Raw genomic sequence first — 26,600 nt, forward strand, 5'->3', positions numbered from 1 at the left:
GACGCCCCTTGCCCTTAGGCAAGCGTCAGAACGACCCCGCCAGCAAAGCCAACGACAGGGCAGCAATCACCGCGCCCGCCACCAGTTCCACCCCCGGCAGCACCCGCGCCAGCCCCGCCCCGGGCAGGGTGGCAAAGGCCCCCTCGCGCGCCCAGACCGCCAGGCCCGCCACCAGAATGGTCACCGATGCCGTGCCCAACCCCATGGCAAAGGTGCCCGCCACCCCGGCCCAGCCAATGCCCATGGCGAATGTCAGGATCAGCAGAAACAACGCCCCCGAACAGGGCCTGAGCGCAATCGCCCCGATCAGCAGCGCCGCATCGCGGGCACTCGTGACCTGCGCCACCTGCTCCACACTCGGCCCATGCGCGTGCCCGCAGCCACAGTCCTCGTGGCTGTGATGCTCATGCTCATGCGCCACCTCGGTCACACGCCGACCCGCCCACAACCCCCGCGCCCCCCGCCACACCAGCCACAGCCCCAGCCCGGCGATCAGCCCATGCGACACCGGCACCATCGCGGTCTCGGCAAAGCCCTCCATCCGCACCCGGGTCCAGCCCAGCGCAAAGGCCCCACCCGCCACCAGCACCACCGCGACCAAAGCCTGCGCCAGCGATGACGCCAGCGCCAGCCCGGCCAGCGGCACCAACCGCACCCGCCGCGCCAGCCCGTAACCACCAATCACCGCCTTGCCATGCCCCGGCCCGACCGCGTGAAAGAACCCATAGGCAAAACACACCGCCAGCAGCGCCGACCACGCCCCCGGCTGCCCGGCCCGCAAGGCGCGCACCGCCACGGCCAGCCCCTCCTGCACCGCGCGCTGCTGGCCGGCCGCCCAGCGCGCCACCGGCTCCAACCAGCCAAAGCCCCACAGCGCCGCCAGCACAAGCGCCACCGCCAGCCCCGCCAGCGCAAACACCCCGCCTACGGCGCGCATGAAATCCGCGCCTCCTCGGCATAGGCGCTGCCAATCGCCGGAAACTCGGTTTCGGCATCGGCACTGCCCGCCAGCTCCTGCAGCGCCGCCTCCAGCCGCGCGTCCGCCGCCGCCCGGTCCGGCTCGTACACCTGTACCCGGCAGCCCGTCCGCCCGGTCAGCACCGGCGTTCCGGCAATCAGATAGGATGTGTAAAACGACGGATCATAGACCTGCACCACCAACTCACCCTCCCCCAACGCCACAGGCTCCGACAACCGCCGCAGATGGGTCGACACCAAGGATCCGTCTTGATAGGCCGCCGTCGACTCAACCGGCTGCGACAGCCCCAGCGGCACATCACCCAGCAAGGCATAGGTGTCGCCCGCAAACTCCGCATGCCACTCCATGTCAAACCCCGCCAGCGCCGCCTCTTCCTCCGGCGTCAGCACCCCGTCAAAATCCGGATCTAGCCCCTGCTCGGCCACATAGGTCATCGAAAACAGCGAATCATAGGTCCAACCGATCCGCACCGCCTCGGCCCGGCCCTCCGCGTCGAAAATCACCTCGATGGTGGCATCGATAAACACATGCGGATGCGCCGCCGCCCCGACAGGAGCAGACAGGATCACCGCAACACAGACCGCTCTCAGGGTTCTCATGCCATATGATTAGCCCAAAGCCGCCCGCGCCGCCATGCCCGCAAACGGCCCGAACGCAGCCCCCGGCACAGAATTGCCAGCCCGCCCCGGCTGTCTCTGGCAACGGCCAGCGCCCAAACCCCGCATTCCCCCCTTGCTCGCCCCCCGCGCCCGTGCTGCACTCACATCATCCACAAAAGGACAGACCCCGATGCTGACCATTTACGGCGTATACCGATCCCGCGCGATCAGGCCCCTCTGGGTGCTAGAGGAATGCAAGGCTCCCTTCAGCCATATCCCCGTCATTCAGGCTTACCGACTGACCGATGCCACGGCGGCCAGCGCCGCGCTGAACACCGCCATGCCGGATTACCTCGCCATCAACCCGCTGGGGCAAGTCCCCGCCATGCGCGATGGGGCACTGCTGCTGACTGAATCCCTTGCCATATGCCTGCACATCGCCCGCAAATATGGCGGCACGCTTGGCCCCGCGTCGGATGACGAGGCATCCTTGATGGAACAATGGGCGCTGTTCGCCGCCACCGCAGTCGAACCCGCTGCCATCGAAATCCTCTACACCACCCGCGACGGTCAGGCCGACTCGCCCACCGGTCAGGGCATCATCCGCCTAGCCGCCGAAAAGCTCAAACGTCCTCTGTCGCGGCTGGAACAGCATCTGGCACACCATGACTGGCTCATGAACCGCTTCACCGTCGCCGACATCATGGTGGCCGAATGCCTGCGCTACGGCCAGTCCTACGCGCCCCTGCTCACCGATTTCCCCAAAACCGCCCGCTGGCTCAGCGCCGCCCAAAGCCGCCCCGCGTTCAACACGGTATGGTCCCGGCGCGCAGCCGAACCCGAATAGGGGGGCCAGCCCCCCGGCTTCGCCTCCGCGCGTCCCCGAGGAGACGCGGCGCAGCCGCGCGACGAGGCAAAAACCGCGCGGCGCAGCCGCTCCTTCAGATCAACTCTGGCCCGCAGATCAGCCGTGGCCGGGCAGAATGTCCCGCCAGTCATGCGCGTCCTCAAACCCCAGCACATCGCGGATCTTGCGGTTCGACATCAGGCTGTCCCATGGTCCCAGTTCTTCCGTCACCGGCACGCCCGGAAAATACCGCGCCAGCAACTCCGCATTGGGAATGTTCATGCCATTGGTCGAATTGCAGGCGTTGAACACCTCAAACCCCAGCCCATCCTTCTTCAGGCACAGATCCACGATCTGCCCCAGATCCCGCGCGTCGACATAGTTGAACGCATTCCTGCGCCGCACTTCGGGGTTCGCGAAATACTGCGGAAACAGCGTCTCATACTCTTGCGGTTCCACCACATTGCCGATCCGCAGCGCATAGATATCGGCGCCAGATCGCTGCGCAAAACTGCGCGCCGTCACCTCGTTCACCTTTTTCGAGGTGCCATAGGTGTCCATCGGGTCGATGTCATAGTCCTCATTCAGCGGCAGGGAATGCGGATCGGTCACCCCATCGGCAAAGCAGATGCCATAGGTTGTTTCCGAGGATGCGATGATCACCTTGCGGATGCCCAGCTTCACCGCCGCCTCGATCACGTTATAGGTGCCGACCACATTGACCCGCCAGGTCTCGGTATCCGGGCACATCATCATGCGCGGGATGGCGGCAAAATGCACCACCGCGTCAAACGCCCTTGCCCCCTGCCCGGTTTCCAGCTCGTCATACCCGGCGTGGGAATGCATCGCCGAATAGACCTGCCCCGCATCGGCTATATCGCCCAACAGGTCATGCACCCCCGCGCCGCCCAGCGGCACCCGGTCAAAGTTCAGCACCCTGTGCCCCTGCGCCACCAGATACGGGATCACATGTTTGCCCGCCTTGCCCGATCCGCCTGTGAAAAACACCCGCATGCCCGTTCCTCCCTGTTAGGCCCCCAGACCTAGGGCACGCAGCCAGCCGCGGCAATGCCCCCATATCTTGCGCCTCCACGTCTTGCGCCCCCGGCCCCTTGGGTGATCTAATGCGCGCCAGCCCTGACCCAGAACAAGAATCGAGCATGCCATGGCCAATGACCTCCTTTCCGGCACCACGCCCGTCTACGACGCCTCCTCCATCGAGGTGCTCGAAGGGCTGGAACCGGTCCGCAAGCGCCCGGGCATGTATATCGGCGGCACCGACGAGCGTGCCCTGCACCACCTCGTCGCCGAAATCCTCGACAACGCGATGGACGAGGCGGTGGCCGGCCATGCCACCCGGATCGAGATCGAACTCCACGCCGGCAACACCGTCACCATCCGCGACAACGGCCGTGGCATCCCCATCGACCCGCACCCGAAATTCCCCGGCAAATCCGCGCTCGAAGTCATCCTGTGCACCCTCCACGCTGGCGGCAAATTCGGCGGCGACGCCTACGCCACCTCCGGCGGTCTGCACGGCGTCGGCGCCTCCGTCGTCAATGCACTCTCCGACCACATGCGCGTCGAAGTCGCCCGCAACCGCGAGCTTTACGTACAGGAATTCTCCCGCGGCATCCCGCAAGGCCCGGTCCAAAAGGTCGGCCCCGCCCCCAACCGGCGCGGCACCTCCGTCACCTTCCACCCCGACCCGGAAATCTTCGGCTCCCTCACCCTCAAACCCGCCCGCATGCTCAAGGCCGCGCGGTCAAAGGCCTACCTGTTCTCGGGCGTGGAAATCCGCTGGAAAACCGCCGTCAACGATGGCGAGACCCCGCTGGAAGCCACCTTCCACTTCCCCGGCGGCCTCGCCGATTACCTCACCGACACGCTCGCCAAATCCACCACCTATGCCGACCGCCCCTTCGCCGGCAAAGTCGCCTTCACCGAGAAGTTCCAGGTCCCCGGCTCCGTCGAATGGGCGATCAACTGGACGCCCGCGCGCGATGGCTTCATCCAGTCCTATTGCAACACCGTCCCTACGCCAGAGGGCGGCACGCACGAATCCGGCTTCTGGGCCGCCATCCTCAAGGGCATCCGCGCTTACGGCGAGCGGGTGAAGAACCGCAAGGCCGACCAGATCACCCGCGAAGACCTCCTCACCGGCGGCTGCGCCCTCGTCTCCTGCTTCATCCGCGAACCGCAATTCGTCGGCCAGACCAAGGACCGTCTGGCAACCGAGGAAGCCGCCCGCTATGTCGAACTCGCCGTGCGCGACCACTTCGACACCTGGCTCGCCGCCGACCCCAAATCGGCAGGCAGCATCCTCGATTTCCTGATCCTGCGCGCCGATGAACGCCTCCGCCGCCGGATGGAAAAGGAAACGCAGCGCAAATCCGCCACCAAGAAACTGCGCCTCCCCGGCAAGCTGACCGATTGCACCGCGAAAAACCGCGAAGGCACCGAACTGTTCATTGTTGAGGGCGACAGCGCCGGCGGCTCCGCCAAGGGCGCCCGCTCGCGCGAAACCCAAGCCCTCCTCCCCCTCAAGGGCAAGATCCTCAACGTGCTCGGCGCGGCCTCCAACAAGCTCAACGACAACTCCGAAATCCGCGACATCTGCGAGGCGCTCGGCGTCTCGATGGGCACCCGCTTCAACGTCGATGACCTGCGCTATGACAAGATCATCATCATGACCGACGCCGATGTCGACGGCGCCCATATCGCCAGCCTGCTGATGACCTTCTTTTTCACCCAGATGCGCCCGCTGATCGACAAAGGGCATTTGTACCTCGCCTGCCCCCCCCTCTACCGCCTGACCCAAGGCGCGCGCCGCATGTACGTGGCCGACGACGCCGAAAAAGAGCTGTGGCTGGCCAAGGGCTTGGGCGGCAAAGGCAAAATCGACGTGCAACGCTTCAAGGGTCTGGGCGAGATGGACGCCAAGGACCTGAAAGAAACCACCATGAACCCCGCGTCGCGCAAACTGATCCGCGTCACGATTGACGAGGACGAACCGGGCATGACCGGCGATCTGGTGGAACGGCTGATGGGCAAGAAACCGGAACTGCGGTTCCAGTACATTCAGGAAAACGCGCGGTTTGTGGAGGAGTTGGATGTGTGATGGAAACGGATGGAAAAGCCTAAACGCCGCCATACAATTCATCGGATATATCTAGGGTCAGGACCCATCCGCACAAAACAAAAATTCTCATACGATTGAGTGACTGCAGCAAGAACATATATGCGAGCGTAGGGCGGGGTTCACCCCGCCACCCCGCGCCACATTGGCGGGGTGAACCCCGCCCTACCGCATGCCCCTCGTCCGGGAGTGCCCCGATCAAACGATCCACCCAACTGCCCACCCCCACCCCTTGCCTTCCCCTCGCCAAACGCCCATCTTCGCTCTACAGGCTCCGCCCCCATCGAGGGCCGCCCCTGATGCCTGCCGCTCTGTGGCGCAAAGCCCTCTGGCAGGCAGCGATCCCTCTGGCATGGGCTGGCGGGAACCCTCATCACAAAGGACTGCGCCATGGGCAAGGAAAAGAACAAGGGCGGCAAGGAAGCCAAGAAGCCCAAGAAGGAAGTCGTCAAGGTTCTGGCCACCGCCAACTCGGGGCTGTCCAAGGATGGCACCACGATTGCCGGAAAACGGGTCAAGTAACAGCGTTTGTGCCCCGGCGGGGGGCTTCCCCGCCAGCGGCGCCAGCGTCATGACGTAAGCCATACGTGCGCCATACGCGGGCCACACCCAGACCAGACCCGTTTTGCGCCGGTTGACGCCAAAATCACCCACGCCATCGTGATCGCACCCGCCCGCCATCCGCGCTAGGCTTTGCCATGCGATGGATCATGCCCCTGCTGTTCCTCCCCCTGCCCGCCCTCGCGCAAGAGGTGGATCTGGAACTGGTGCTTTTGGCCGATGCCTCTGGCTCGATTGATCAGGAGGAGGTAGAGTTCCAGCGGCAGGGCTACGCCACCGCCATCACGCATCCCGATGTTTTATATGCGATTTCTTCCACCCTCACCGGCACCATTGCGGTGACTTACGTGGAATGGGCCGCCAATCAGGTGGTGGTGGTCGACTGGGCGGTGATCGACGGACCCGAGGCCGCGCAGGCCTTTGCCGCCCGCCTGCTGATCCCGCCCCGCCTCGCCACCGGGCGCAATGCCATCGGCGCGGCGCTCCTGGAAGGCAAGCGGCTGATCGAGGACAACCAGATCACTAGCCTGCGGCAGGTCATTGATTTTTCAGGGGATTCCATCGGAAACTTCTCTGGCCCCCGCATCAGTGATGCCCGTGCCGAGGTGCTGGCGGCGGGCATCACCATCAACGGCCTGCCCATCCTGCGCGATGCCCGGGCGCAGGATCTGGCACAGGCCTATGCCGATCAGATCATCGGCGGCCCGGGCGCCTTCGTGGTCGCCGCCACCAGCCGCGACACCTTTGCCAGTGCGGTGCGCCGCAAGCTGGTGCTGGAAATCGCCGGCATGCCCGAGGGCCAGGTTATCGCACAGGCCATAAGCCCGTAACTACCTGATCTGAATGGATTTCAAATGCTCGGCAATCTGCACCAACCGCACCGGCGTTGGCGTCATGATCCCGTCGCCGCCATCATAGGGAACCAGCTCACTGTCCAGCAGCGGGCCGAAATTCGGCATCACATCGCTGCCCTTGCCACCGGTATAGCCCCAGATCTTGGCCATCACCTGCGTCGTCGGGAATGTCCCGCCATTGCGCCGCGCCAGCAGGGTAAGATCGGCGGGGCGGCGGGCAAGCGTGCCTGCCAGCTCTCCGGCACCCTTTCCACTAAGCCCATGACAGCCCGCACAAAAATCGGCAAAGTCCTCCGCCCCGGTTGGCACCGGCTCGGGCGTGGTGCCAAGCACGCAGGCCCCCAGACCAAGGGCTGCAAACAGGGATAGTATCGGCAACGGCTGCGCCATGGCGGCCTCCTTTGGGACTTTTGCCGCATGGTGACAGGGCCACAGGCTCGGCACAAGCCCTCAGGCAACGCGCCCCTGATCCAGCCGCACGATCCGGTCCATCCGGGCCGCAAGTTCCATGTTGTGCGTGGCGATCAGTGCGGCCAGCCCGGTGGCCCGCACCAGATCCATCAGCGCGCCAAACACCTGGTCCGACGTGGCGGGGTCAAGGTTGCCCGTCGGCTCATCGGCCAGCAACAGGCGCGGTGCGTTGGCCATCGCCCGGCAAAACGCCACCCGCTGCTGCTCCCCCCCCGACAGCGCGGCGGGGCGGTGATCTGCCCGCGGCCCCACGCCCACACGGGCCAGCAAATCCATCGCGCGGGCCTGCGCCGTGGCCGCATCTGACCCATTAGCCAGTTGGGGAATAACGATATTTTCCAGCGCCGAGAACTCTGGCAGCAGATGGTGGAACTGGTAGATGAAGCCCACATCCGCGCGCCGCACTTCTGTCCGCGCCGTGTCGGCCAGCCCGTTCATGTCACGCCCGTTCAGCCGCACAGTGCCCACATCGGGCGTGTCCAGCAGCCCGGCAATGTGCAGCAACGTCGATTTGCCCGCCCCCGAAGGTGCCACCAAAGCCACCACCTCGCCCGGCTTTACCGACAGTGTCACGCCGCGCAGCACCATCACTTCCGACGGCTTGCCCTTGTTGTAGGTCTTCTCAACCCCCTGCAGGTCCAGTGCCAGATCACTCATAGCGCAACGCCTCCACCGGGTTCATCCGCGCCGCGCGCCGGGCCGGGAAGATCGTCACGACGAACGACAGCCCCAGAGACAGCGACACCGCCGACAACACATCCACCCATTGCAGCTTTGCCGGCAGCGCATAGATGCCCCGGATCGACGGGTCCCAGACCCCGCCCCCGGCAAGATAGTTCACCGCCGAGAACAGCGGGTCGATGTACAGCGCAAACAGGCAGCCCAGCACCACTCCCAGCACAGTGCCGACAATCCCGGTAAAGGCCCCGCACATAAAGAAAATCCGCAGGACTGACCCCTCGGTCAGGCCAATCGTGCGCAAGATGCCTATATCGCGGCCCTTGTTCTTCACCAGCATGATCAGGCCGGAAATGATGTTCATCGTGGCGATCAGCACCAAGATCGACAAGATCACGAACATGATGTTGTCCTCGACATCCAGCGCCCGCAGGAACGCCCCCGAGGAGTCTCGCCACGTCCACAGGATCGCATCATCGCCGCCGGCCTGCAGCAAGGGCGCTGCGTAGCGGTCGACATCATCGGGCTGGTCGACCATCACCTCGAATTCATCGGCCAGCCCTTCGCGGTTGAAATAGCTCTGCGCCTCGGTGAACGGCAAGTAAAGCCGCGTGCGATCAATGTCATAGCGCCCGGCGGTAAAGATATAGACCACCTCATAGGCGTTCACGCGTGGGCTGGTGCCAAAGGCTGTCCTGACCCCATCGGGCGAGATCACGCGGATACGGTCCCCCACCGTCACCCCCAGTTCCCGCGCCAGAACCGAGCCGATGGCCACGCCCTCGTCAAACCGGTCAATATCGCCCTCGGCCTGCGCGCCAAGGCCGACGCGCGGGATGGATTTCAGATCGTCTTCCGACAACCCGTACACCTCGGCCCCGTTGGTCGCCCCCTGGCTGGATACCATCACCTGCCCGCGGATCATCGGGGCGGCCCGGGTCACCCCCGGCACGGCGGCAAGAGCCTGCGACAGCGCCTCGTATTCGGTGAACCCCTTGACCAGATTGCCATTCTCATCCGCCCGCCCGGCGGAATAGACCGTGACATGGGCGTTGGCCCCCAGGATGGTATCAACAAACTCCGCCCGGAACCCCGCCCGCACCGCCAGCGTCGCGATCAGCGCAAATACCGCCAGCGTGATGCCGATCAGGCTGATCCATGTCATTACACTGACCCCGCCCTCGGCCCGTTTGGCGCGCAGATAGCGCCAGGCGATCATCCGTTCAAAGCGGGAAAAGGGGGCTGTCTGGGGCATGTCTGCTCTTTATGTCTTTTGCGCGGACAGTGTCGGTTGCAGCACGTCGCGTCAAGTCAGGCCGGACCACCCTGGCGTCACTTTGGCGGGATCACCCGTGCCCGACAGCAATCGCGATGGCTGTAAAATGCAGGCCAGCGGCAATCGCCACGCACAGGTGCCAGATCGCATTGTGAAACCGCAGCCGATGCCATTTGTAGAACGCCACACCGCTGACATAGGTGACGCCGCCCAGCACGATCAGCCACAGCGACGCATCCGGCAATGACGCACTGGCAGGGCCGATGGCCAGAACCCCCACCCCGCCAAGCGCGATATAAGCGATGACAGCCAGCCCGTCATAGCGCCCCGGCAGTGCCAACTTGACCACCACCCCCAGCACGGCCCCGGCCCAGACCACCGCCCCCAGCAGCCATACAGTCATCCCGGGGTCGAACTGCGCCAGAATGGCCGTGTAGGTGCCTGCGATCATGACATAAATCGCCGAATGGTCGAACCGCCGCAGCAACCATTTCGCCGCAGAAGGCGGGGCCATGTTATAGGCGAGCGAAAAGCCGAACATGAGGAAAAACCCTGCGGCATAGATAGACAGCGCTGCAAAAAGCCCGAAATCAGCCCGCACCAGCACATGATACAGCAGTGCCGAAAAGGCCATGACCCCGACAAGCAGTGCCAAAGCATGCACCACCCCGTCCGCCACCAGCTCACCCAGCGTGAAAGGGCGCTTCATCAGTCGGGGATGTTCGGTCGGCAGGGTCATCATGGGTCCGGATCAAGGGGCAATGCTCAAAGATCGCGTTGCAGCACCAAAGGTCAATCTGTGCCGGGTCTGACGTTGCGTCAGCGCGCGGCCCAGAGCAGGCCGCGCTTCATCAGCTCTGCCGCCGGGCCATGGTCGATGACATTGGCCTGATGCCCCAGCGCATTGTAATACACGCGCCCCTGGCCCCAGCGCTTGGTGTAGACCACCGGCATCGCCACCGGCCCGTTCGGCGCGTGTGGCCCGTCGACCTGTGGAAAGTCGCAGACGGCATGCACTTTCACGGCCGGGTCGATGTGCAGATAGTATTGCTCCGTCTCCACCTCGAAATCCGCGATTCCCTGCACCAGCGGGTCATCGCTGACCGTCCGCACCGTATAGCGCACCCCGTCATCGCCCGGATGCGCCACCCATTGCGCCCCGGTCATGAATTGCCAGGTCACGGATGTGCGGAACGCGTCGCACATGCCACCATGACAGCCTGCCAGGCCCGCGCCCCCCGCGACCGCCGCCGCCACATGGTCGGCCTGTTGCTTGCCAATCTCTGACATGGTCCAGACCGGCACGATCAGGCTCAGATCGGTCAGGGCAGCGGGGTCGTCAAAGCAGGACAGGCTGTCGGTGACCTGAACCGCCATCCCCGCCTCGCGCAACCATCCTGCGATGAGGCCTGCCACAACATCGGGCTGATGCCCGTCCCATCCGCCCCAAGTGATCAATGCGCGTACCACGGCCTGCTCCATTTTCGGTCTTCAAACACCTCTGGGGGTATGCCGTTGGTTCAAGGGACCAAAGGCATGGGGGGCGCGAAGCCCCCGGCCTGTCCCCTAGCGATGACCCTCGTAGATCTGCACAACACGGTCAACGGCGGCTTCTGCCGACATCTCCACGGACTCGCCCGTGCGGCGGCTGGTCAGCTCCACCACCCCGTTTGCCAGCCCGCGCGGGCCAACGGTGATGCGCCAAGGCAGACCGATCAGGTCCATGGTGGCGAACTTGGCGCCCGCACGTTCCTCACGGTCATCATACAGCGCCTCCAGCCCCTTGGCCTTCAGCGCTTTGTACAGCCCGTCGCAGGCGGCATCGGTGCCCGTGTCACCCTGCTTGAGGTTCACGATCCCGACCGGGAAGGGCGTGACACCTTCGGGCCAGATGATGCCCTTGTCATCATGACTGGCCTCGATGATCGCGCCCAGCAGACGGCTGACGCCGATGCCGTGCGACCCCATCTCGACCGGCACTTTCGACCCGTCAGGCGTGACCACGGTGGCGCCCATGGCTTCGGAATACTTGGTGCCGAAGTAGAAGATCTGGCCAACCTCAATCCCGCGACCGACGCGGCGGCGGTTTTCGGGGATCTGGTCGAACAGGGCGGCGTCGTGGGTCTCGTCGGTGCGAGCGTAAAGGGTGGTGAATTCTTTGCAGATGCCCGCCACTTCCTCGCGGTTGTCGAAATCAACGTCGCGCGCGCCCAGTTTCAGGTCGGTCACGGCGGCATCATAGAACACCTCGGATTCCCCGGTGCTGGCGAGCACCAGGAATTCATGGGTGTTGTCGCCACCGATCGGGCCGGAAGCGGCGCGCATCGGAATGGCGGTCAGGCCCATGCGTTCATAGGTGCGCAGATAGCTGACCATGTGGCGATTGTAGGCGTGCAGCGCCGCGTCGCGGTCGATGTCGAAGTTGTAGCCGTCCTTCATCAGGAACTCGCGGCCCCGCATTACGCCGAAACGGGGGCGCATCTCATCGCGGAACTTCCACTGGATATGATACAGCGTCATCGGTAGGTCTTTGTAGCTGCCGACATGGGCGCGGAAGATGTCGGTGATCATCTCTTCATTGGTCGGCCCGAACAGCATGTCACGGTCGTGGCGGTCCTTGATGCGCAGCATTTCCTGCCCATAGTCATCATAGCGGCCGCTTTCGCGCCACAGGTCGGCGGGTTGCAGGGTAGGCATCAGCAGGGGAATGTGACCCGCGCGGGCCTGTTCCTCGTGCACGATCTGCTCGATCCGCTTCAGCACCCGGTAGCCCAGCGGCAACCAGGAATAGATCCCCGCCGCCTGCTGCTTGATCATGCCCGCGCGCAGCATATAGCGGTGGCTGACGATCTGCGCCTCGGACGGGTTTTCCTTGAGGACGGGGAGGAAGTATCGGGAGAGACGCATTTGGGGCGGCCTATCGCTAAAAAGGGGGTCGCAAGGTTCCTACCCGCTTCACTGGGATCAGGCAAGGCTGCTGAGGGTTTCCCCTTGTGTAACAGGGATATCGGGCAATTGATTTCAATGGTTTATGCTTTTTGATTGCATCGATTGATAAGATTTTGGCGCGGTTGGCGCGCCCAACGTGGCGCATTTGCGGGACAACCTGCCCGTGCCGGGCCGAACGTCCCACCCTACGCATGAGTGGGCACGCTACGGGTCTTGCGGTAGGGCGGGGTTCACCCCGCCGCAGGGGTGGCGACAGGGGCCTTTCCCCTCTCTCCCCTTGCACTGCATCGCCCCAGCGGCAATATCAGGGCCGGGCTTACACAGGGCGGCGTCATGGCACTTCCGATCACACAGCAGGCGAAATACTGGGGGATCGCGGCTGCGGTTTTCCTGATCCTTATGTATCTGATGGGGAATGTGCTGGTGCCGTTCCTTGTCGGCGGGGCAATGGCCTATTTCCTTGACCCGGTGGCGGACCGGCTGGAGCGGCTGGGGTTGAGCCGGGTGACGGCGACGGCGGTGATCACGCTGATGATGTTTCTGGTGGTGGTGCTTTTGGTGCTGGCGGTCATTCCGTCGCTGATCCAGCAGACCAGCGCGCTGGTCAACGCAGCCCCCGAGATTTCGCGCAACCTGCAGGCATTCCTGACCGAGCGATTTCCCGCGCTGTCGGACGAGACCAGCATCATGCGCCAGACCCTCGCCGATATCGGTAATTTCATCCAGTCCAAGGGCGGCGATCTGGCGCAAGGCGTGCTGACCTCGGCCATGTCGGTGCTGTCGGCGGTGGTGTTCATCGTGGTGGTGCCCGTGGTGGCCTTCTATCTGCTGCTCGACTGGGACAAGATGGTGGCGCGGGTCGATGCGATGATCCCGCGCGATCATGTGACCACGGTGCGGCGGCTGGCGCGCGAGATCGACGGCGTGCTGGCGGGGTTCGTGCGCGGGCAACTGACGGTCTGTCTGATCCTGGGGGCGTATTACTCGGTGGCGCTGATGCTAGCCGGGCTGCAGTTCGGCCTTGTGGTGGGGGCGATTGCCGGGGCGGTGACGTTCATCCCTTACGTGGGGGCGATCATCGGCGGGATTCTGGCGATTGGCCTGGCGCTGTTCCAGTTCTGGGGCGACTGGGTAGCCATCGGGATCGTGGCGGCAATCTTCGCCTTTGGCCAGTTCATCGAAGGCAATGTGCTGACACCAAAGCTGGTGGGCAGTTCGGTGGGGCTGCATCCGGTGTGGCTCTTGCTGGCACTGTCGGCCTTTGGGTCTTTGCTGGGCTTTGCCGGCATGCTGATCGCGGTGCCGGTGGCGGCCTCGTTGGGGGTCTTGTTGCGCTTTGCGATCAGCCAGTATCAGAACAGCGTGCTGTATCGCGGGGTGGACCCGGTTCATCCGGCCCCGGTTCAGGTTTCTGCCCCGGCCCCGGTGCCGGTGTCTGACCGCGCGCTGCGCGATGAGGATGCGGTGTGACGCGGCAACTGGCCTTCGACCTGCCCGCACGTCAGGCGTTCCGGCGTGCGGATTTCTTTGAATCGGTGGCCAATGCCCATGCCTTGGCGGCGGTGGACGGCTGGCGCGACTGGCCCGGCGGCAAGATGCTGCTGGTGGGGCCTCCCGGGGCGGGCAAGACCCATCTGGCGCATCTGTGGGCCGATATGGCGGGGGCGGTGATGGTGGCGGGCACCGCTCTGGCGGGGGCGGATCTGCTTGCATTGGCACAGGCGGGCACGGTGGTGGTCGAGGATGCCGACGCGGTGGCGGGGGTTCCGGAGGCCGAGGTGGCCCTGTTCCACCTGCACAATCTGGTGGTGCCGCGCGGGTCTTTGCTGCTGACCGCGCGGGGGCCAGTGCGGGACTGGGGATTGGCGCTGCCCGACCTGAAAAGCCGGATGGAGGCAGCGCCGGTGGCGCGGCTGGAGGCCCCGGATGATGCGCTGTTGTCTGCGGTGCTGGTCAAGCTGTTCACCGACCGGCAGACCGTGGTGCCGCCTGCGCTGATCCCCTGGCTGGTGGCGCGGATGGAACGGTCGATTGATGCCGCGCGCGCGCTGGTGGCGGCAATGGATGCGCGGGCGCTGGCGCAGGGCCGCCCGATCACACGGGCGACGGCGCAGGGCTTGCTGGACAGGGATGATTCAGAGTGAGACAGTGGCATAAAACCGCAAGAGTTCCGCAGGATAACACCCGGTCATGACACAGGCAGATTTCCTCAAGGCCCCGTTCCCAGACCCCATTTCGCTGCCCGAGGCCGAAATTACCGGGCCGGGGCGCTTCTTTAACCGTGAGCTGAGCTGGCTGGCCTTCAACTGGCGCGTTCTGGATGAGGCGGCAAACCCCAATGTGCCGCTGCTGGAGCGTTTGCGGTTCCTGTCGATTTCCGCCACCAATCTGGATGAGTTCTTTACCGTGCGGGTGGCGGGCTTGCGCGCGCTGGTACGGGCCAAGAACGCCGGGCTGTCGGAAGACGGCTGCACCCCGGCGGATCAACTGGTGATGATCCAGGCCGATGCGCGCAAACTGATGCAGCGCCAGCAGACGGTGCTGAACTGCCTGAAAAAAGAGATGGAGGCCGAGGGGATCAGCATTGTCACCCGGTCAAAACTGACAGCGGCAGATCTGCGGCATCTGGAGGCGCATTTCCTGCACAAGGTGTTTCCGGTGCTTTCACCGCTGGCGATCGACCCGGCGCATCCGTTTCCGTTCATCCCGAACACCGGGTTCTCGCTTGCGCTGGAGCTGGAGCGGCTGACCGATCACCGCACGCTCAAGGCGCTGTTGCCAATTCCGCAGCAGATTGCGCGCTTTGTGCCCTTGCCAGGCAAGCCGGGGATCCACCGGTTTTTGCCGCTGGAAGAACTGTTGCTGTTGCATCTGAACATGCTGTTTCCGGGCTATACCGACCGGGGACACTGTGCGTTCCGGGTGCTGCGCGACAGCGATCTGGAGGTCGAGGATGAGGCCGAAGATCTGGTGCGCGAGTTCGAGACCGCGCTGAAGCGGCGGCGGCGGGGCGAGGTGATCCGGCTGAAGATGACGGCGGGGGCACCGGCCGATCTGCGCGCGCTGATCATGGAAGAGCTGTCGGTCACCGAGCCCGAGGTGGTCGAGGTCAAGGGTCTGCTGGGGGTTGCCGATCTGAAGGAGCTGGTGCTGTCCAGTCGGCCAGACCTGTTGTGGCCACCCTTTGCCCCGCGCGTGCCCGAACGGGTACAGGACCATGAGGGCGATCTGTTCGCCGCGATCCGGCAAAAGGATATGTTGCTGCACCACCCGTATGAGACCTTTGATCTGGTGATCCGGTTTCTGGAACAGGCGGCGCGCGATCCCGATGTGCTGGCGATCAAGCAGACGCTGTACCGCACCAGTTGGGACAGTCCGGTGGTGAGTGCGTTGTGCGAGGCGGCGGAGGCGGGCAAATCGGTGACGGCGCTGGTTGAGCTGAAAGCCCGGTTTGATGAGGCCGCGAACATCCGCCAGTCGCGACGGCTGGAACGGTCGGGCGCGCATGTGGTGTACGGGTTTATCCACTACAAGACCCATGCCAAGATCAGCACCGTGGTGCGGCGCGAGGGTGAAAACCTTGTGACCTATACCCATTACGGCACCGGCAATTATCACCCGATCACTGCGCGGATTTATACCGATCTGTCGTTCTTTACCTGCGACGCGGCGCTGGGGCGCGATGCGACCAAGGTGTTCAACTACCTGTCGGGCTATGTGCAACCCGAGGGCCTGGAGAATCTGGCGATTTCGCCGATCAGCCTGAAGCCGCGCCTTCTGGGCCTGATCGCGGCAGAGGCGGATCATGCCCGTGCCGGGCGGCCTGCGGAAATCTGGGCCAAGATGAACAGCGTGATCGACCCCGAGGTGATTGACGCGCTCTATGCGGCGTCACAGGCCGGGGTGAAGATCAGTCTGGTGATCCGCGGCATCTGCGGATTGCGCCCCGGCATCAAGGGGTTAAGCGAGAACATCCGCGTCAAGTCCATCGTCGGGCGGTTTCTGGAACACAGCCGGATTGTCTGTTTCGGGTCGGGCCACGGGTTGCCCAGCAAGCAGGCGCGGGTGTTTTTCTCCAGCGCCGACTGGATGGGCCGCAACCTGACGCGGCGGGTCGAAACGCTGGTCGAGGTGCATAATGACACCGTGAAGGCGCAGATCGTCAGCCAGATCATGGCCGCCAATCTGGCCGACGAGGCGCAGAGCTGGGTTTTGAACCCTGATGGCACCTGCGCGCGCGAGTTGCAGCCCAAAGATGGCAAGCTGTTCGCCTGTCACACGTTCTTCATGGAAAACCCGTCTTTGTCGGGCCGGGGCACCGCCGGGGCCAAGGATGTGCCAAAGCTGGCAGCCCTGAAAGACTGACGCGCGTGGTGGATCACATGTGGCACGATATGGCCGCAGCCCGGTTCACCCTGCACAACAACAAGGCGGCGCTTCGCTTGACGCCGCCCCGGACCTTGCGCCAAGGTCCGGCTCATACTGCACTGGGGATCATATGATACGCGACCAGAACCAGACTGCGCCCGACGCAGAGGATGAAGATTTCGGCCCCTTTGGCCGGTCGCTGTTTGAAGACCCTTCGGTGCGGGCGCTGTCCCGCGTGGGTGTGGTCGATGTGGGGTCAAACTCGGTCCGCATGGTGGTGTTTGACGGCGCGGCGCGGTCACCCGCGTATTTTTACAACGAAAAAATCCTGTGCGGCCTTGGCAAGGGTCTGGGCGAGACGGGAATGTTGAACGCGCAAGGCAAGGTGCGGGCGCTGGCCGCGCTCAAGCGGTTTTCGTTGCTGGCGAGCGGCATGGGGGCCGCCCCCCTGACCGTGGTGGCCACCGCCGCCACGCGCGAAGCCAAGGACGGGCCGGCGTTTTCGGCGCAGGTGCTGGAAGAAACCGGCCTGCGGCTGCATGTGATCGACGGGGATGAGGAGGCGCGGCTGTCGGCGCAGGGCGTGCTGCTGGGCTGGCCCGAGGCCAAGGGCGTGGTCTGCGACATCGGCGGCAACTCTATGGAACTGGCCCGCGTGGGCGATGGCAAGGTCGGCAAGCGGGTATCGACCCAGCTTGGACCGTTCCGCCTGCAACAGGTGGAAGGCGGGGTAGAAAAGCGCCGGGCTCTGATTCAGCGGGTGCTGAACAGTGCGCAGGACAAGATCAAGTCCGAAGGCGAGCGGTTTTATATGGTGGGCGGGTCGTGGCGGGTGATTGCCCGGCTGGACATGGAGCGGCGGAATTATCCGCTGACGGTGCTGCACGAATACCGGATGCCAACCAAATCGGCCCTCGATACGCTGGACTGGCTGGAGACCGCCGATCTGACCATGCTGCGCAGCCGCACCGGCACATCGCAGGAACGGATGGAGCTGGTGCCGCTGGCCTGCGAGGTGCTGCGCGAGCTGATCCGGGTGTTCAAACCATCGGAAATCGACATCTCGTCTTACGGGATACGCGAGGGGCTGCTCTATGAACAGATGCCCGACAAACTGCGGCAGCGCGACCCGCTGATCGAGGCAGCGCGGATGGCGGAACTGACCGGTGCCCGCCTGCCCGGCACCGGCAAGACGCTGTTCACCTTTCTGATGCCCCTGTTCAAGGACCACCCCAAGGAGCGTCTGCGCCTGATCAAGGCGGCGTGCCTGCTGCATGACACCACATGGCGGGCGCATCCCGATTACCGCGCCGATGTGTGTTTCGACAATGCGACGCGGGCCAACCTTGGGGGCCTGGATCATCCGGGGCGGGTGTTTCTGGGCCTGTCGCTCTTGCACCGCTACAAGAACAACCGATCCGGGTCGCGGCTAGAGCCGCTGTTCCGGCTGCTGTCGGAAGACGAGATTCAGGAGGCCGAGGTGCTGGGCAAGGCGATGCGCTTTGGTGCCATGTTCGCCGCAGGCGATCCGGCCGAGGCCGGGGCACTGGTGTGGAAGCCGAAAAAGCGCACGCTGGATCTGCAGCTGACCGAACTGGGTGTCGGGCTGTATGGCGAGGTGGCAAAGGCGCGCTTTTCCTCGCTGACACAGGCGCTGCGGGCCAAGGGGCGTGTGCTGCAGCCGGGCGAAGATGATGCTGAGGTTTGATCATCTGGCGGTCAGCTGCACAGCGCTGGACGAAGGGGCTGGGGCAGTCGAGGCAGCACTTGGCCTGCCGCTGGTTCCGGGGGGCAAGCACGCGCATATGGGCACGCACAACCGGCTGCTGCGGCTGGGGGATGCCTATCTGGAGGTGATTGCGATTGATCCGGCGGCCCCTGCACCGGCATGGCCACGCTGGTTTGCCTTGGATGATTTTGCGGGGGCTGCGCGTCTGACCAATTGGGTGGTGGCCTGCGATGATCTGGATGCCGGGCTGGCGCAGGCCCCGGCGGGGGCGGGCGTGGCGGTTGATCTGGCGCGCGGCGATCTTCGCTGGCGGATGGGGGTGCCAACTGACGGGCAGCTGCCGTTCGGCGGGGCGTTTCCGGCGCTGATCCAGTGGCAAGGGCCGCATCCGGCCCCCCGCCTGCCCGACAGCGGGGCACGGCTGGCGCGGCTGGTGGTGACGCATCCCGAGGCGGCGGGCTTGCGCGCGGCGCTGTCCGGGCTGTCCGACGCGCGGGTGGTGGTGGAGACCGGGGCGCTGGCCCTGCGGGCCGAGATCGACACGCCGCACGGGCGGCGCGTGCTGGCATGATCCGCAACGCCACGTCGGGCGACGCCGAAGCGGTGGCCGCGATCTGGAACCACTATATCCGCGACACGGTGGCCACCTTCAATTCGGCCGAAAAGACGGTGGCAGAGGTGATCGCCACCATCTCCACCCGTCAGGTGCAACGTTGTTTTCTGGTGGCCGAGGCGCAGGGCCGTGTGCAGGGCTTTGCCACCTATGACCAGTTTCGCGGCGGCATCGGCTATGCCCATAGCATGGAGCATACCGTGCTGCTGGCACCAGAGGCAGGGGGCCATGGCTTTGGCCGCGCGCTGATGCGGGCGGTAGAGGCGCATGCAACATCTGCTGGCGCACATGTGATGGTGGCCGGGGTGACGGCGGAAAATGCGGCTGGGCAGGACTTTCATACGAAACTGGGCTATGTTCAGACTGGGCTGATGCCGCAGGTGGGCCGGAAATTCGGGCGCTGGATGGATCTTGTGCTGATGCAGAAAATCCTCTCCTGACAACCCGCGCAGTGCGCGCTATCCTGATGCCATGTCGATCTGGACCCGCATTGCCGACGCCCTGTCTGCCCTAGCCACCGGCGAAGGGTTGTCAGTGGTGTTCGACCGGCTGCGCGGCGTGGAAACCGCCCCGGATAAATCGGTCGCCTTTACGATCGCCGTGATCGCCCTTGGGGCCAAGATGGCCAAGGCCGACGGCCATGTCACCCGGCATGAGGTGAACGCCTTTCGTCAGATCTTTGCGATCCCTGATGAGGAAGCGGCCAATGCTGCGCGCGTGTTCAATCTGGCGCGGCAGGATGTGGCGGGGTTCGATGCCTATGCCCGCAAAGTGGCGGCGATGTTCCGCGCCGAGGGGCAGGCGCTGTGCGCTGACGACCGCAATGTGCTGATCGACCTGCTGGAAGGGCTGTTCCACATCGCGATGGCGGATGGTGATTTCCACCCCGCCGAAGATGCGTTTTTGCATGAGGTGGCGCGGATCTTTGGGTTGGATGACCGTTGCTATGGCACGATGCGGGCGCGATTTGTCGAAGGCGCGCCGCGCGACCCCTATGATGTGCTGGGCGTGGCGGCCAACGCCCCGATGAATCAGGTGCGCGCGGCGTGGCGGCAGGCGGTCAAGGACAGCCACCCCGATGCGATGATCGCACGCGGGGTGCCGGCCGAGGCGGTAAAGCTTGCCGAACGCCGCCTGATCGCCATCAATGCCGCCTGGGATGAGATTTCCGGGCAGCGGGCCGCCTGATGGCCCCGCCGGAGCGGCTGCGCATCGCCACCTATAACGTCGAATGGTTCAACGCGCTGTTTGATGATGACGGGCGGCTGTTGGCCGATGCTGCCCCGTCCGCCCGCCACAAGATCAGCCGCGCCGTGCAGGCCGGGGCGCTGGGGATTGTCTTCACCGCAATGGATGCCGATGCGGTGATGGTGATCGAGGCCCCCGATACCGGGTCAAAGCGCAGCTCTGCGCGCGCGCTGGAAACCTTTGCCCGTGCCTTCGGTCTGCGAACCAGCCGCGCCATCACGGGCTTCATGTCGGAAACCGAGCAGGAGATCACCCTGCTGTATGATCCCACCCGGCTGACCCCCCGGCATGATCCGGTCGGTGATCCGGTTGGAAAGAAGGGCAGCCGCGATGCGCCGCGATTTGACGGCACGTTCCGCTATGACCTGAACGCCGATGCCACACCCGATCTGATCCGCTTTTCCAAACCCCCTCTGGAACTGGCGGTGGAAACGGCGGGCGGGCGGGCGCTGCGGATGATCGGGGTGCATGCGAAATCCAAAGCCCCCCATGGCGCGCGCACGCCTGAGGAAATCACCCGCCTGTCGATTGCAAACCGTCGCAAGCAACTGGCAGAATGCATCTGGCTGCGCGCCCGGGTCGAATGGCACCTGGCGCGCAAGGATGACCTGCTGGTGATGGGCGATTTCAACGATGGTCCGGGGCTGGACGAGTTTGAAAAGCTGTTCGGCCATTCCGGGGTGGAAATCGTGCTTGGCGTCGATGTGCCGCCCGAGGCGCGACTGTACGATCCGCATGCCGCCATGGCCCTGACCGGGCGCATGAACCTGACCCCCACCACGGCGCGGTTCTGGCTGAACCCGCAAAAGCGCTATTTCGAGGCGCTTTTGGATTTCATCATGGTCTCGCCCCGGCTGGCCGCCACCCACCCGGCCTGGCGGATCTGGCATCCGTGGAACGATCCGGCCTGCCTGAACACGCCCGAACTCCATGAGGCGCTGTTGCAGGCCTCAGACCATTTTCCGGTGACAATCGACCTGACGCTGGCGTGACCCCACCCCGCGCCGCAGACGTGAATTGCCATCGATTGCACTCTGCGGCATCATTGGGGAATGAAACATCTGGTTATCGCCCTCGCCCTGCCCCTTGCCCTGCTGGTTGCCCCGCCTTTCCATGCGCAAACGCTGCCTGCCCCGCAGGTCGAGGAGGAGGAAGGCTTTGACCTTATGCAGGAAGGCGCAAAGCTGCTGTTCCGTGGCCTTATGCGCGAGATGGAACCGACGCTGAATGAAATGGGCAAAGCGCTGTCCGAGATGGAACCCGCCCTCCAGAACCTGATGGCGCTTGTCGATGACATTCGCAATTACGATGCGCCACGCATGCTCGACAACGGTGATATCCTGATCCCGCGCCGCAAAGATGCGCCAATGCCCCTGCCGTCCACCCCCCTGCCGATGCCCGAGGGCGAAATCGAGCTGTAAGAAGGGGGGCCAGCCCCCCGGCCAGCCGGGGCGCGCGCTTGCCGGATCAGCGCCGTGTCTGGCGGATCAGGCTCAGGATGTCCTTGGCGGCACTGGGGATATTAGTGCCGGGGCCAAAGATCGCCTTGACGCCGTTGTCATACAAAAACTGGTAATCCTGCTGCGGGATCACGCCGCCGCAGATCACCAGAATATCGCCCGCGCCCGCCGCCTGCAACGCCTGCACCAGTTTGGGCGCAAGCGTCTTGTGCCCCGCGGCCTGTGACGAGATGCCGATGACATGCACGTCATTGTCGATGGCATCCTGCGCGGCCTCTTCCGGGGTCTGGAACAGGGGGCCCACGTCGACATCAAAACCGATATCGGCAAAGGCGGTCGCGATGACCTTGGCCCCCCGGTCGTGCCCGTCCTGCCCCATCTTTACCACAAGCATGCGCGGGCGGCGGCCTTCTTCGGCGGCGAAGGCCTCGACATCGGCCTGAATCGCCTCGAACCCGGCATCGCCCTCATAGGCGGCACCGTAAACCCCGGCGAGGGTTTTGACCTCGGCCCGGTGGCGGCCGAAGACCGCTTCCATGGCGTCTGAAATCTCCCCTACGGTGGCACGGGCACGGGCGGCGGTCACGGCGGCGTCCAGCAGGTTGCCGCCTTCGCCCGCGCGGCGGGTCAGTTCGGCAAGGGCGGCCTGACAGGCAGCCTCGTCGCGGGCAGCGCGGGTGGCTTTCAGCCGGGCGATCTGGCTGTCGCGCACGGCGACATTGTCGATATCAAGGATATCTATCGCATCCTCGCTGGCCTTGCGGTATTTGTTGACCCCCACGATGACATCCTCGGCCCGGTCAATCGCGGCCTGACGGCGAGCGGCGGATTCTTCGATCCGCAGCTTGGGCATGCCGGTGGCGACGGCCTTGGTCATGCCGCCCATGGCCTCGACCTCTTCGATCAGCTTCCACGCCTCTTCCGCCAGCTGATGCGTCAGGGTTTCCACGTAATAGCTGCCCGCCAGCGGGTCGACGACATGGGTGATGCCGGTTTCTTCCTGCAAGATCAGCTGGGTATTGCGGGCGATGCGCGCGCTGAATTCGGTGGGCAGGGCAATCGCCTCGTCCAGCGCATTGGTGTGCAGGCTTTGCGTGCCGCCCAGCACCGCCGACATCGCCTCATAGGCGGTGCGGATCACATTGTTGTAGGGGTCCGCCTCTTGCAGACTGACGCCGGAGGTCTGGCAATGGGTGCGCAGCATCAGCGAACCCTCTTTTTTCGGCGCGAATTCCGACATGATGCGGTGCCACAACAGGCGGGCAGCGCGCAGCTTGGCGGCCTCCATGAAGAAGTTCATGCCGATGGCGAAGAAGAACGACAGCCTTCCTGCAAAGGCATCGACATCCATGCCGCGCGCAATCGCGGTGCGCACATATTCCCGGCCATCCGCAAGGGTGAAGGCCAGTTCCTGCACCAGATTGGCCCCGGCTTCCTGCATGTGATAGCCGGAGATCGAGATCGAGTTGAACTTCGGCATGTGCGCGGACGTGTATTCGATGATGTCCGCGATGATCCGCATCGAGGGTTCGGGCGGGTAGACATAGGTGTTGCGGACCATGAATTCCTTCAGAATGTCATTCTGAATGGTCCCCGACAGCAGGCTGCGGTCAACGCCCTGCTCTTCCCCCGTCACGATGAAACTGGCCAGAATCGGGATCACGGCGCCGTTCATGGTCATGGAAACGCTGACCTTTTCCAGCGGGATGCCGTCGAACAGGATTTTCATGTCCTCGACCGAGTCAATCGCCACCCCGGCCTTGCCGACATCGCCCACCACGCGCGGATGATCAGAATCGTAGCCGCGGTGGGTGGCCAGATCGAAAGCGACCGACACGCCCTGCTGCCCGGCGGCAAGCGCCTTGCGGTAAAAGTCGTTTGAAGCCTCTGCGGTGGAAAAGCCCGCATATTGCCGGATGGTCCAGGGGCGGCCTGCATACATGGTCGCCTTCACGCCCCTCGTGAAGGGGGCGGCCCCCGGCACGCCGCCCATATGCGGCAGGTTGGCGGTGTCTTCGGCGGTGTACAGCGGCTTGACCGCGATCCCTTCCAGCGTGTTCCAGATCAGGCTTTCGGGGTCTTTGCCCTTCAGCTCTTTGCTGGCGAGGGTGGCCCAATGTTTCAGCGCGTCGGTCATCTGTTTACTCCGTCCATGCAGGTGGCATCTGCTCTTGGGTTTCCGGCCGCGCCGCCCTATGTTCTGTCACATGGGGAAATGCATGAAACCGCTTTATACTCTTGGTCTTGCAGCACTGCTGCCATTCGTTGCCTTCGCACAAGAGGCGCAGGCGATTGATCCGTCAGTTCAGGTCGAGGTGGAGACCGAAGCCGTCGTGGTGCCGTATGGCCCGCGGGACGCTGCGGATGTGGTTTTTGACGATCTTATGTACAAACAGCGCCCCGTGGTGGTGTTTGGCGATGGGCCGGATGATCCGAATTTCCTGCGCCAGATGGAATTGCTGCAGCGCGATCTGCCTGCGCTGGAACAGCGCGATGTGGCGCTGATCATCGACACCGACCCCGAGGCGCGGGGCGAGTGGCGGATGCGTCTGCGGCCGCGCGGGTTCTCCTTGGTGCTTATGGACAAGGATCTGCGCCCGGTGATCCGCAAACCCCTGCCTTGGGAGGTGCGAGAAATTGTCGCGGCGATCGACAAGTTCCCGTTGCGTCGGCAGGAAATGCTGGAGCGAAACCCGGCGGGACGGCGCTAAATCCCGCTGCTGCGTCGCAGCGGGCATCATTCAAACTCCATGATGATTTCGTCGACCTTGAGGCTGGCCCCGGTGCTGGCGGTGATCTTCTTGACCACGCCCCTGCGTTCGGCCTTGAGGATGTTTTCCATCTTCATCGCCTCGACCGTGGCCAGCGGCTGGCCTTCCTGCACCTCGTCGCCTTCTGCCACGGTGATCGACACGATCAGGCCGGGCATCGGGCAAAGCAGGAATTTCGACGTGTCGGGCGGCAGTTTCTCCGGCATCAGCGCATACAGCTCGGCCTGACGCGGCGATTGCACCAGCACCTTGAGGTCAGCCCCGCGCAGGCGGATGCGGAAGCCCATCGGAATTTTGGTGGTCTTCAGCACCACCAAGCTGCCGTCAACCGTCACGCGGGCCAGGCTTTCGCCCGGCGACCAGTCAGACTGGACCCGCAGTTGTTCGCCATCGTTGAAGGTGACGGTCGATCCGGTCTTGTCGGCGGCAATGGTGACGTGGTGCTGGCTGCCTTGGAGGCTGACAACCCAGGCGTCGCCAACCCGGCGCTGATGATTGTCCATCGTGCCGGAAATGCGGGTGCGGCGGATTTCGGCGACGCGGTTCATCGCGGCGCAGGCGGCGGCAACACGGCGCAGCATCTGCGGATCAAGCGTGGTGCCGTGGAATCCATCGGGGAATTCTTCGGCGATGAAGGCGGTGGTGATATTGCCGCTGGTGAAGCGCGGGTGGTCCATCACCGCCGAGCAGAACGGCAGGTTGTGGCCGATGCCTTCGACCTCGAACGTGTCGAGCGCCAGGCGCATTTCATTGATGGCATCGGCGCGGGTCGGACCCCAGGTGCACAGCTTGGCGATCATCGGATCGTAGAACATGCTAATCTCGCCGCCCTCGAACACGCCGGTGTCGTTGCGCACGATGCCGGTGGCGGTGGGGCCCTCAACTGGCGGACGGTAACGGGTCAGGCGACCGATCGAGGGCAGGAAGTTGCGGTACGGGTCTTCGGCATACAGGCGGCTTTCCATCGCCCAGCCGTTGATTTTCAGGTCATCCTGCGCAAACGGCAGCGGCTCGCCTGCGGCAACGCGGATCATCTGTTCGACCAGATCAACGCCGGTGATCAGTTCGGTCACCGGGTGTTCGACCTGCAGGCGCGTGTTCATTTCCAGGAAATAGAAATTCCGCTCGCCATCGACAATGAATTCCACCGTGCCCGCCGAGGTGTACCCTACGGCGCGGGCCAAAGCGCAGGCCTGTTCGCCCATGGCCTTGCGGGTAGCGGCATCCAGAAACGGCGACGGGGCCTCTTCGATGACCTTCTGATTGCGACGCTGAATGCTGCATTCGCGTTCGTGCAGGTAAACCGTGTTGCCATGCTGGTCAGCAAGCACCTGAATTTCGATGTGGCGCGGTTGGGTCACGAATTTTTCGATGAAGATGCGGTCGTCGCCAAAGCTGGCGGCGGCCTCGTTTTTCGACGACTGGAAGCCTTCGCGCACTTCCGATTCGGACCATGCGATGCGCATGCCCTTGCCGCCGCCGCCGGCGCTGGCCTTGATCATCACCGGATAGCCGATTTCGCCCGAAATCCTGATCGCCTCATCCCCATCCGCGATCAGGCCCATATAGCCCGGAACGGTGGAAACCCCCGCCGCCATCGCCAGCTTTTTCGAGGTGATCTTGTCGCCCATGGCCTCAATCGCCGGGGATGGCGGGCCGATGAAGACGACCCCGATCTGTTCCAGCGCGGCGGCGAAGGTCTTGTTTTCCGACAGGAAGCCATAGCCGGGATGTACCGCTTCGGCTCCGGTCTGGCGCACTGCGTCGAGGATCTTGTCGATCACGATATAGGATTGGTTGGCAGGCGACGGGCCGATGTGTACGGCTTCATCCGCCATGCGGACATGCAGCGCGTTGCGGTCGGCGTCGGAATAGACGGCGACAGTCTTGATCCCCATCTTTTGGGCGGATTTAATCACCCGGCAGGCAATTTCCCCCCGGTTGGCAATCAGGATTTTCTTGAACATCGGCGCGTCCTCCCCTCGGGCAAGGCCGGGCCGGACCTTGCGCCGCAAATGAAAAGGGTCCTCCAGCCGGTATGGCTGAAAGACCCCGTTT

At 64.2% G+C, this 26,600-nt stretch carries 25 protein-coding genes; 14 read left to right on the forward strand and 11 right to left on the reverse strand.

Annotated elements, in window-relative coordinates:
- Window positions 1–25 precede the first annotated feature (25 nt).
- Window positions 26–937 carry a nickel/cobalt transporter gene (locus EEB11_RS05425; protein ID WP_135429403.1) on the reverse strand — a complete coding sequence of 304 codons (912 nt, stop codon included), beginning with the start codon at window positions 935–937 and terminating at the stop codon, window positions 26–28.
- Complete coding sequence (locus tag EEB11_RS05430; protein WP_135429404.1) at window positions 925–1,578, reverse strand: DUF1007 family protein; 654 nt, start codon at window positions 1,576–1,578, stop codon at window positions 925–927. The genes EEB11_RS05425 and EEB11_RS05430 overlap by 13 nt, the downstream gene beginning before the upstream one ends.
- 190 nt (window positions 1,579–1,768) lie before the next feature.
- Here EEB11_RS05430 and EEB11_RS05435 point away from each other — a divergent pair, with 190 nt between their 5' ends.
- Window positions 1,769–2,425 (forward strand): glutathione S-transferase family protein, encoded by a 657-nt coding sequence (locus EEB11_RS05435; RefSeq protein WP_135429405.1) that lies wholly within the window; start codon window positions 1,769–1,771, stop codon window positions 2,423–2,425.
- Window positions 2,426–2,542: 117 nt separating this feature from the next.
- Here EEB11_RS05435 and EEB11_RS05440 read toward each other — a convergent pair whose 3' ends face one another.
- Window positions 2,543–3,439: an NAD-dependent epimerase/dehydratase family protein gene (locus tag EEB11_RS05440; RefSeq protein ID WP_135429406.1), complete on the reverse strand. Its 897-nt coding sequence runs from the start codon at window positions 3,437–3,439 to the stop codon at window positions 2,543–2,545.
- 151 nt (window positions 3,440–3,590) lie between these two features.
- Between EEB11_RS05440 and parE the strand changes: the two genes are divergently transcribed.
- The 3 genes from parE to EEB11_RS05450 all read left to right on the forward strand — a co-directional run bounded on the left by parE (window position 3,591) and on the right by EEB11_RS05450 (window position 6,955).
- Window positions 3,591–5,546: a DNA topoisomerase IV subunit B gene (parE, locus tag EEB11_RS05445; protein WP_135429407.1), complete on the forward strand. Its 1,956-nt coding sequence runs from the start codon at window positions 3,591–3,593 to the stop codon at window positions 5,544–5,546.
- Window positions 5,547–5,954: 408 nt separating this feature from the next.
- A complete protein-coding gene (locus tag EEB11_RS20230) occupies window positions 5,955–6,086 on the forward strand; it encodes a hypothetical protein (protein WP_256370725.1) in 132 nt (43 codons plus the stop codon).
- A 176-nt stretch (window positions 6,087–6,262) separates the two neighbouring features.
- Window positions 6,263–6,955, forward strand: coding sequence for a DUF1194 domain-containing protein (locus EEB11_RS05450; RefSeq protein ID WP_135429408.1), 693 nt, complete (start codon window positions 6,263–6,265; stop codon window positions 6,953–6,955).
- Here EEB11_RS05450 and EEB11_RS05455 read toward each other — a convergent pair whose 3' ends face one another.
- The 6 genes from EEB11_RS05455 to proS form a co-directional block, all read right to left on the reverse strand.
- Window positions 6,956–7,369, reverse strand: a complete 414-nt coding sequence (locus tag EEB11_RS05455) for a c-type cytochrome (protein WP_135429409.1) — start codon at window positions 7,367–7,369, stop codon at window positions 6,956–6,958.
- A 60-nt stretch (window positions 7,370–7,429) separates the two neighbouring features.
- On the reverse strand, window positions 7,430–8,107 hold the full coding sequence (locus EEB11_RS05460; protein ID WP_135429410.1) for an ABC transporter ATP-binding protein: 678 nt from the start codon (window positions 8,105–8,107) through the stop codon (window positions 7,430–7,432).
- A complete protein-coding gene (locus tag EEB11_RS05465; RefSeq protein WP_135429411.1) occupies window positions 8,100–9,383 on the reverse strand; it encodes a lipoprotein-releasing ABC transporter permease subunit in 1,284 nt (427 codons plus the stop codon). Before EEB11_RS05465 ends, EEB11_RS05460 begins: the two co-directional genes overlap by 8 nt.
- Window positions 9,384–9,474: 91 nt before the next feature.
- On the reverse strand, window positions 9,475–10,143 hold the full coding sequence (trhA, locus tag EEB11_RS05470) for a PAQR family membrane homeostasis protein TrhA (RefSeq protein WP_167852662.1): 669 nt from the start codon (window positions 10,141–10,143) through the stop codon (window positions 9,475–9,477).
- 80 nt (window positions 10,144–10,223) lie between these two features.
- Window positions 10,224–10,874 (reverse strand): ThuA domain-containing protein, encoded by a 651-nt coding sequence (locus EEB11_RS05475; RefSeq protein ID WP_135429413.1) that lies wholly within the window; start codon window positions 10,872–10,874, stop codon window positions 10,224–10,226.
- Between the two features lie 96 nt (window positions 10,875–10,970).
- Window positions 10,971–12,311 (reverse strand): proline--tRNA ligase, encoded by a 1,341-nt coding sequence (gene proS, locus EEB11_RS05480; RefSeq protein ID WP_135429414.1) that lies wholly within the window; start codon window positions 12,309–12,311, stop codon window positions 10,971–10,973.
- Window positions 12,312–12,686: 375 nt separating this feature from the next.
- Here proS and EEB11_RS05485 point away from each other — a divergent pair, with 375 nt between their 5' ends.
- The 9 genes from EEB11_RS05485 (at window position 12,687) to EEB11_RS05525 (ending at window position 21,732) form a co-directional block, all read left to right on the forward strand.
- Window positions 12,687–13,823, forward strand: coding sequence for an AI-2E family transporter (locus EEB11_RS05485; protein WP_135429415.1), 1,137 nt, complete (start codon window positions 12,687–12,689; stop codon window positions 13,821–13,823).
- Complete coding sequence (locus EEB11_RS05490) at window positions 13,820–14,497, forward strand: P-loop NTPase family protein (protein ID WP_135429416.1); 678 nt, start codon at window positions 13,820–13,822, stop codon at window positions 14,495–14,497. Before EEB11_RS05485 ends, EEB11_RS05490 begins: the two co-directional genes overlap by 4 nt.
- 46 nt (window positions 14,498–14,543) lie before the next feature.
- Window positions 14,544–16,718 (forward strand): RNA degradosome polyphosphate kinase, encoded by a 2,175-nt coding sequence (locus EEB11_RS05495; RefSeq protein WP_135429417.1) that lies wholly within the window; start codon window positions 14,544–14,546, stop codon window positions 16,716–16,718.
- A 133-nt stretch (window positions 16,719–16,851) separates the two neighbouring features.
- Window positions 16,852–18,429, forward strand: a complete 1,578-nt coding sequence (locus EEB11_RS05500; RefSeq protein WP_135429418.1) for a Ppx/GppA family phosphatase — start codon at window positions 16,852–16,854, stop codon at window positions 18,427–18,429.
- Window positions 18,416–19,021 carry a VOC family protein gene (locus tag EEB11_RS05505; protein ID WP_135429700.1) on the forward strand — a complete coding sequence of 202 codons (606 nt, stop codon included), beginning with the start codon at window positions 18,416–18,418 and terminating at the stop codon, window positions 19,019–19,021. The genes EEB11_RS05500 and EEB11_RS05505 overlap by 14 nt, the downstream gene beginning before the upstream one ends.
- Window positions 19,018–19,503 carry a GNAT family N-acetyltransferase gene (locus EEB11_RS05510; RefSeq protein WP_135429419.1) on the forward strand — a complete coding sequence of 162 codons (486 nt, stop codon included), beginning with the start codon at window positions 19,018–19,020 and terminating at the stop codon, window positions 19,501–19,503. The genes EEB11_RS05505 and EEB11_RS05510 overlap by 4 nt, the downstream gene beginning before the upstream one ends.
- A gap of 31 nt (window positions 19,504–19,534) precedes the next feature.
- Window positions 19,535–20,251: a molecular chaperone DjiA gene (locus tag EEB11_RS05515; protein WP_135429420.1), complete on the forward strand. Its 717-nt coding sequence runs from the start codon at window positions 19,535–19,537 to the stop codon at window positions 20,249–20,251.
- On the forward strand, window positions 20,251–21,303 hold the full coding sequence (locus EEB11_RS05520) for an endonuclease/exonuclease/phosphatase family protein (RefSeq protein WP_135429421.1): 1,053 nt from the start codon (window positions 20,251–20,253) through the stop codon (window positions 21,301–21,303). Before EEB11_RS05515 ends, EEB11_RS05520 begins: the two co-directional genes overlap by 1 nt.
- A gap of 60 nt (window positions 21,304–21,363) precedes the next feature.
- A complete protein-coding gene (locus tag EEB11_RS05525; protein ID WP_135429422.1) occupies window positions 21,364–21,732 on the forward strand; it encodes an AAA+ family ATPase in 369 nt (122 codons plus the stop codon).
- A 46-nt stretch (window positions 21,733–21,778) separates the two neighbouring features.
- Here EEB11_RS05525 and scpA read toward each other — a convergent pair whose 3' ends face one another.
- The gene (gene scpA, locus EEB11_RS05530) at window positions 21,779–23,908 is read right to left on the reverse strand and encodes a methylmalonyl-CoA mutase (RefSeq protein WP_135429423.1); all 2,130 of its coding nucleotides are present in this window, start codon (window positions 23,906–23,908) and stop codon (window positions 21,779–21,781) included.
- Window positions 23,909–23,990: 82 nt separating this feature from the next.
- Here scpA and EEB11_RS05535 point away from each other — a divergent pair, with 82 nt between their 5' ends.
- A complete protein-coding gene (locus EEB11_RS05535; protein WP_135429424.1) occupies window positions 23,991–24,482 on the forward strand; it encodes a DUF4174 domain-containing protein in 492 nt (163 codons plus the stop codon).
- A 26-nt stretch (window positions 24,483–24,508) separates the two neighbouring features.
- Here the strand turns inward: EEB11_RS05535 and EEB11_RS05540 are convergent, their stop codons facing one another.
- The gene (locus tag EEB11_RS05540; protein ID WP_135429425.1) at window positions 24,509–26,509 is read right to left on the reverse strand and encodes an acetyl-CoA carboxylase biotin carboxylase subunit; all 2,001 of its coding nucleotides are present in this window, start codon (window positions 26,507–26,509) and stop codon (window positions 24,509–24,511) included.
- Between the last annotated feature and the right edge of the window lie 91 nt (window positions 26,510–26,600).

This window comes from Pseudotabrizicola sediminis (assembly GCF_004745575.1).
Classification (GTDB): Bacteria; Pseudomonadota; Alphaproteobacteria; order Rhodobacterales; family Rhodobacteraceae; genus Pseudotabrizicola; species Pseudotabrizicola sediminis.

Coding starts and splice junctions, on each gene's coding strand:
- EEB11_RS05425 (WP_135429403.1), bottom strand. CDS start 937: ATGCGCGCCGTAGGCGGGGTGTTTGCGCTGGCGGGGCTGGCGGTGGCG.
- EEB11_RS05430 (WP_135429404.1), bottom strand. CDS start 1,578: ATGAGAACCCTGAGAGCGGTCTGTGTTGCGGTGATCCTGTCTGCTCCT.
- EEB11_RS05435 (WP_135429405.1), top strand. CDS start 1,769: ATGCTGACCATTTACGGCGTATACCGATCCCGCGCGATCAGGCCCCTC.
- EEB11_RS05440 (WP_135429406.1), bottom strand. CDS start 3,439: ATGCGGGTGTTTTTCACAGGCGGATCGGGCAAGGCGGGCAAACATGTG.
- parE (WP_135429407.1), top strand. CDS start 3,591: ATGGCCAATGACCTCCTTTCCGGCACCACGCCCGTCTACGACGCCTCC.
- EEB11_RS20230 (WP_256370725.1), top strand. CDS start 5,955: ATGGGCAAGGAAAAGAACAAGGGCGGCAAGGAAGCCAAGAAGCCCAAG.
- EEB11_RS05450 (WP_135429408.1), top strand. CDS start 6,263: ATGCGATGGATCATGCCCCTGCTGTTCCTCCCCCTGCCCGCCCTCGCG.
- EEB11_RS05455 (WP_135429409.1), bottom strand. CDS start 7,369: ATGGCGCAGCCGTTGCCGATACTATCCCTGTTTGCAGCCCTTGGTCTG.
- EEB11_RS05460 (WP_135429410.1), bottom strand. CDS start 8,107: ATGAGTGATCTGGCACTGGACCTGCAGGGGGTTGAGAAGACCTACAAC.
- EEB11_RS05465 (WP_135429411.1), bottom strand. CDS start 9,383: ATGCCCCAGACAGCCCCCTTTTCCCGCTTTGAACGGATGATCGCCTGG.
- trhA (WP_167852662.1), bottom strand. CDS start 10,143: ATGACCCTGCCGACCGAACATCCCCGACTGATGAAGCGCCCTTTCACG.
- proS (WP_135429414.1), bottom strand. CDS start 12,311: ATGCGTCTCTCCCGATACTTCCTCCCCGTCCTCAAGGAAAACCCGTCC.
- EEB11_RS05485 (WP_135429415.1), top strand. CDS start 12,687: ATGGCACTTCCGATCACACAGCAGGCGAAATACTGGGGGATCGCGGCT.
- EEB11_RS05495 (WP_135429417.1), top strand. CDS start 14,544: ATGACACAGGCAGATTTCCTCAAGGCCCCGTTCCCAGACCCCATTTCG.
- EEB11_RS05500 (WP_135429418.1), top strand. CDS start 16,852: ATGATACGCGACCAGAACCAGACTGCGCCCGACGCAGAGGATGAAGAT.
- EEB11_RS05505 (WP_135429700.1), top strand. CDS start 18,416: ATGCTGAGGTTTGATCATCTGGCGGTCAGCTGCACAGCGCTGGACGAA.
- EEB11_RS05510 (WP_135429419.1), top strand. CDS start 19,018: ATGATCCGCAACGCCACGTCGGGCGACGCCGAAGCGGTGGCCGCGATC.
- EEB11_RS05515 (WP_135429420.1), top strand. CDS start 19,535: ATGTCGATCTGGACCCGCATTGCCGACGCCCTGTCTGCCCTAGCCACC.
- EEB11_RS05520 (WP_135429421.1), top strand. CDS start 20,251: ATGGCCCCGCCGGAGCGGCTGCGCATCGCCACCTATAACGTCGAATGG.
- EEB11_RS05525 (WP_135429422.1), top strand. CDS start 21,364: ATGAAACATCTGGTTATCGCCCTCGCCCTGCCCCTTGCCCTGCTGGTT.
- scpA (WP_135429423.1), bottom strand. CDS start 23,908: ATGACCGACGCGCTGAAACATTGGGCCACCCTCGCCAGCAAAGAGCTG.
- EEB11_RS05535 (WP_135429424.1), top strand. CDS start 23,991: ATGAAACCGCTTTATACTCTTGGTCTTGCAGCACTGCTGCCATTCGTT.
- EEB11_RS05540 (WP_135429425.1), bottom strand. CDS start 26,509: ATGTTCAAGAAAATCCTGATTGCCAACCGGGGGGAAATTGCCTGCCGG.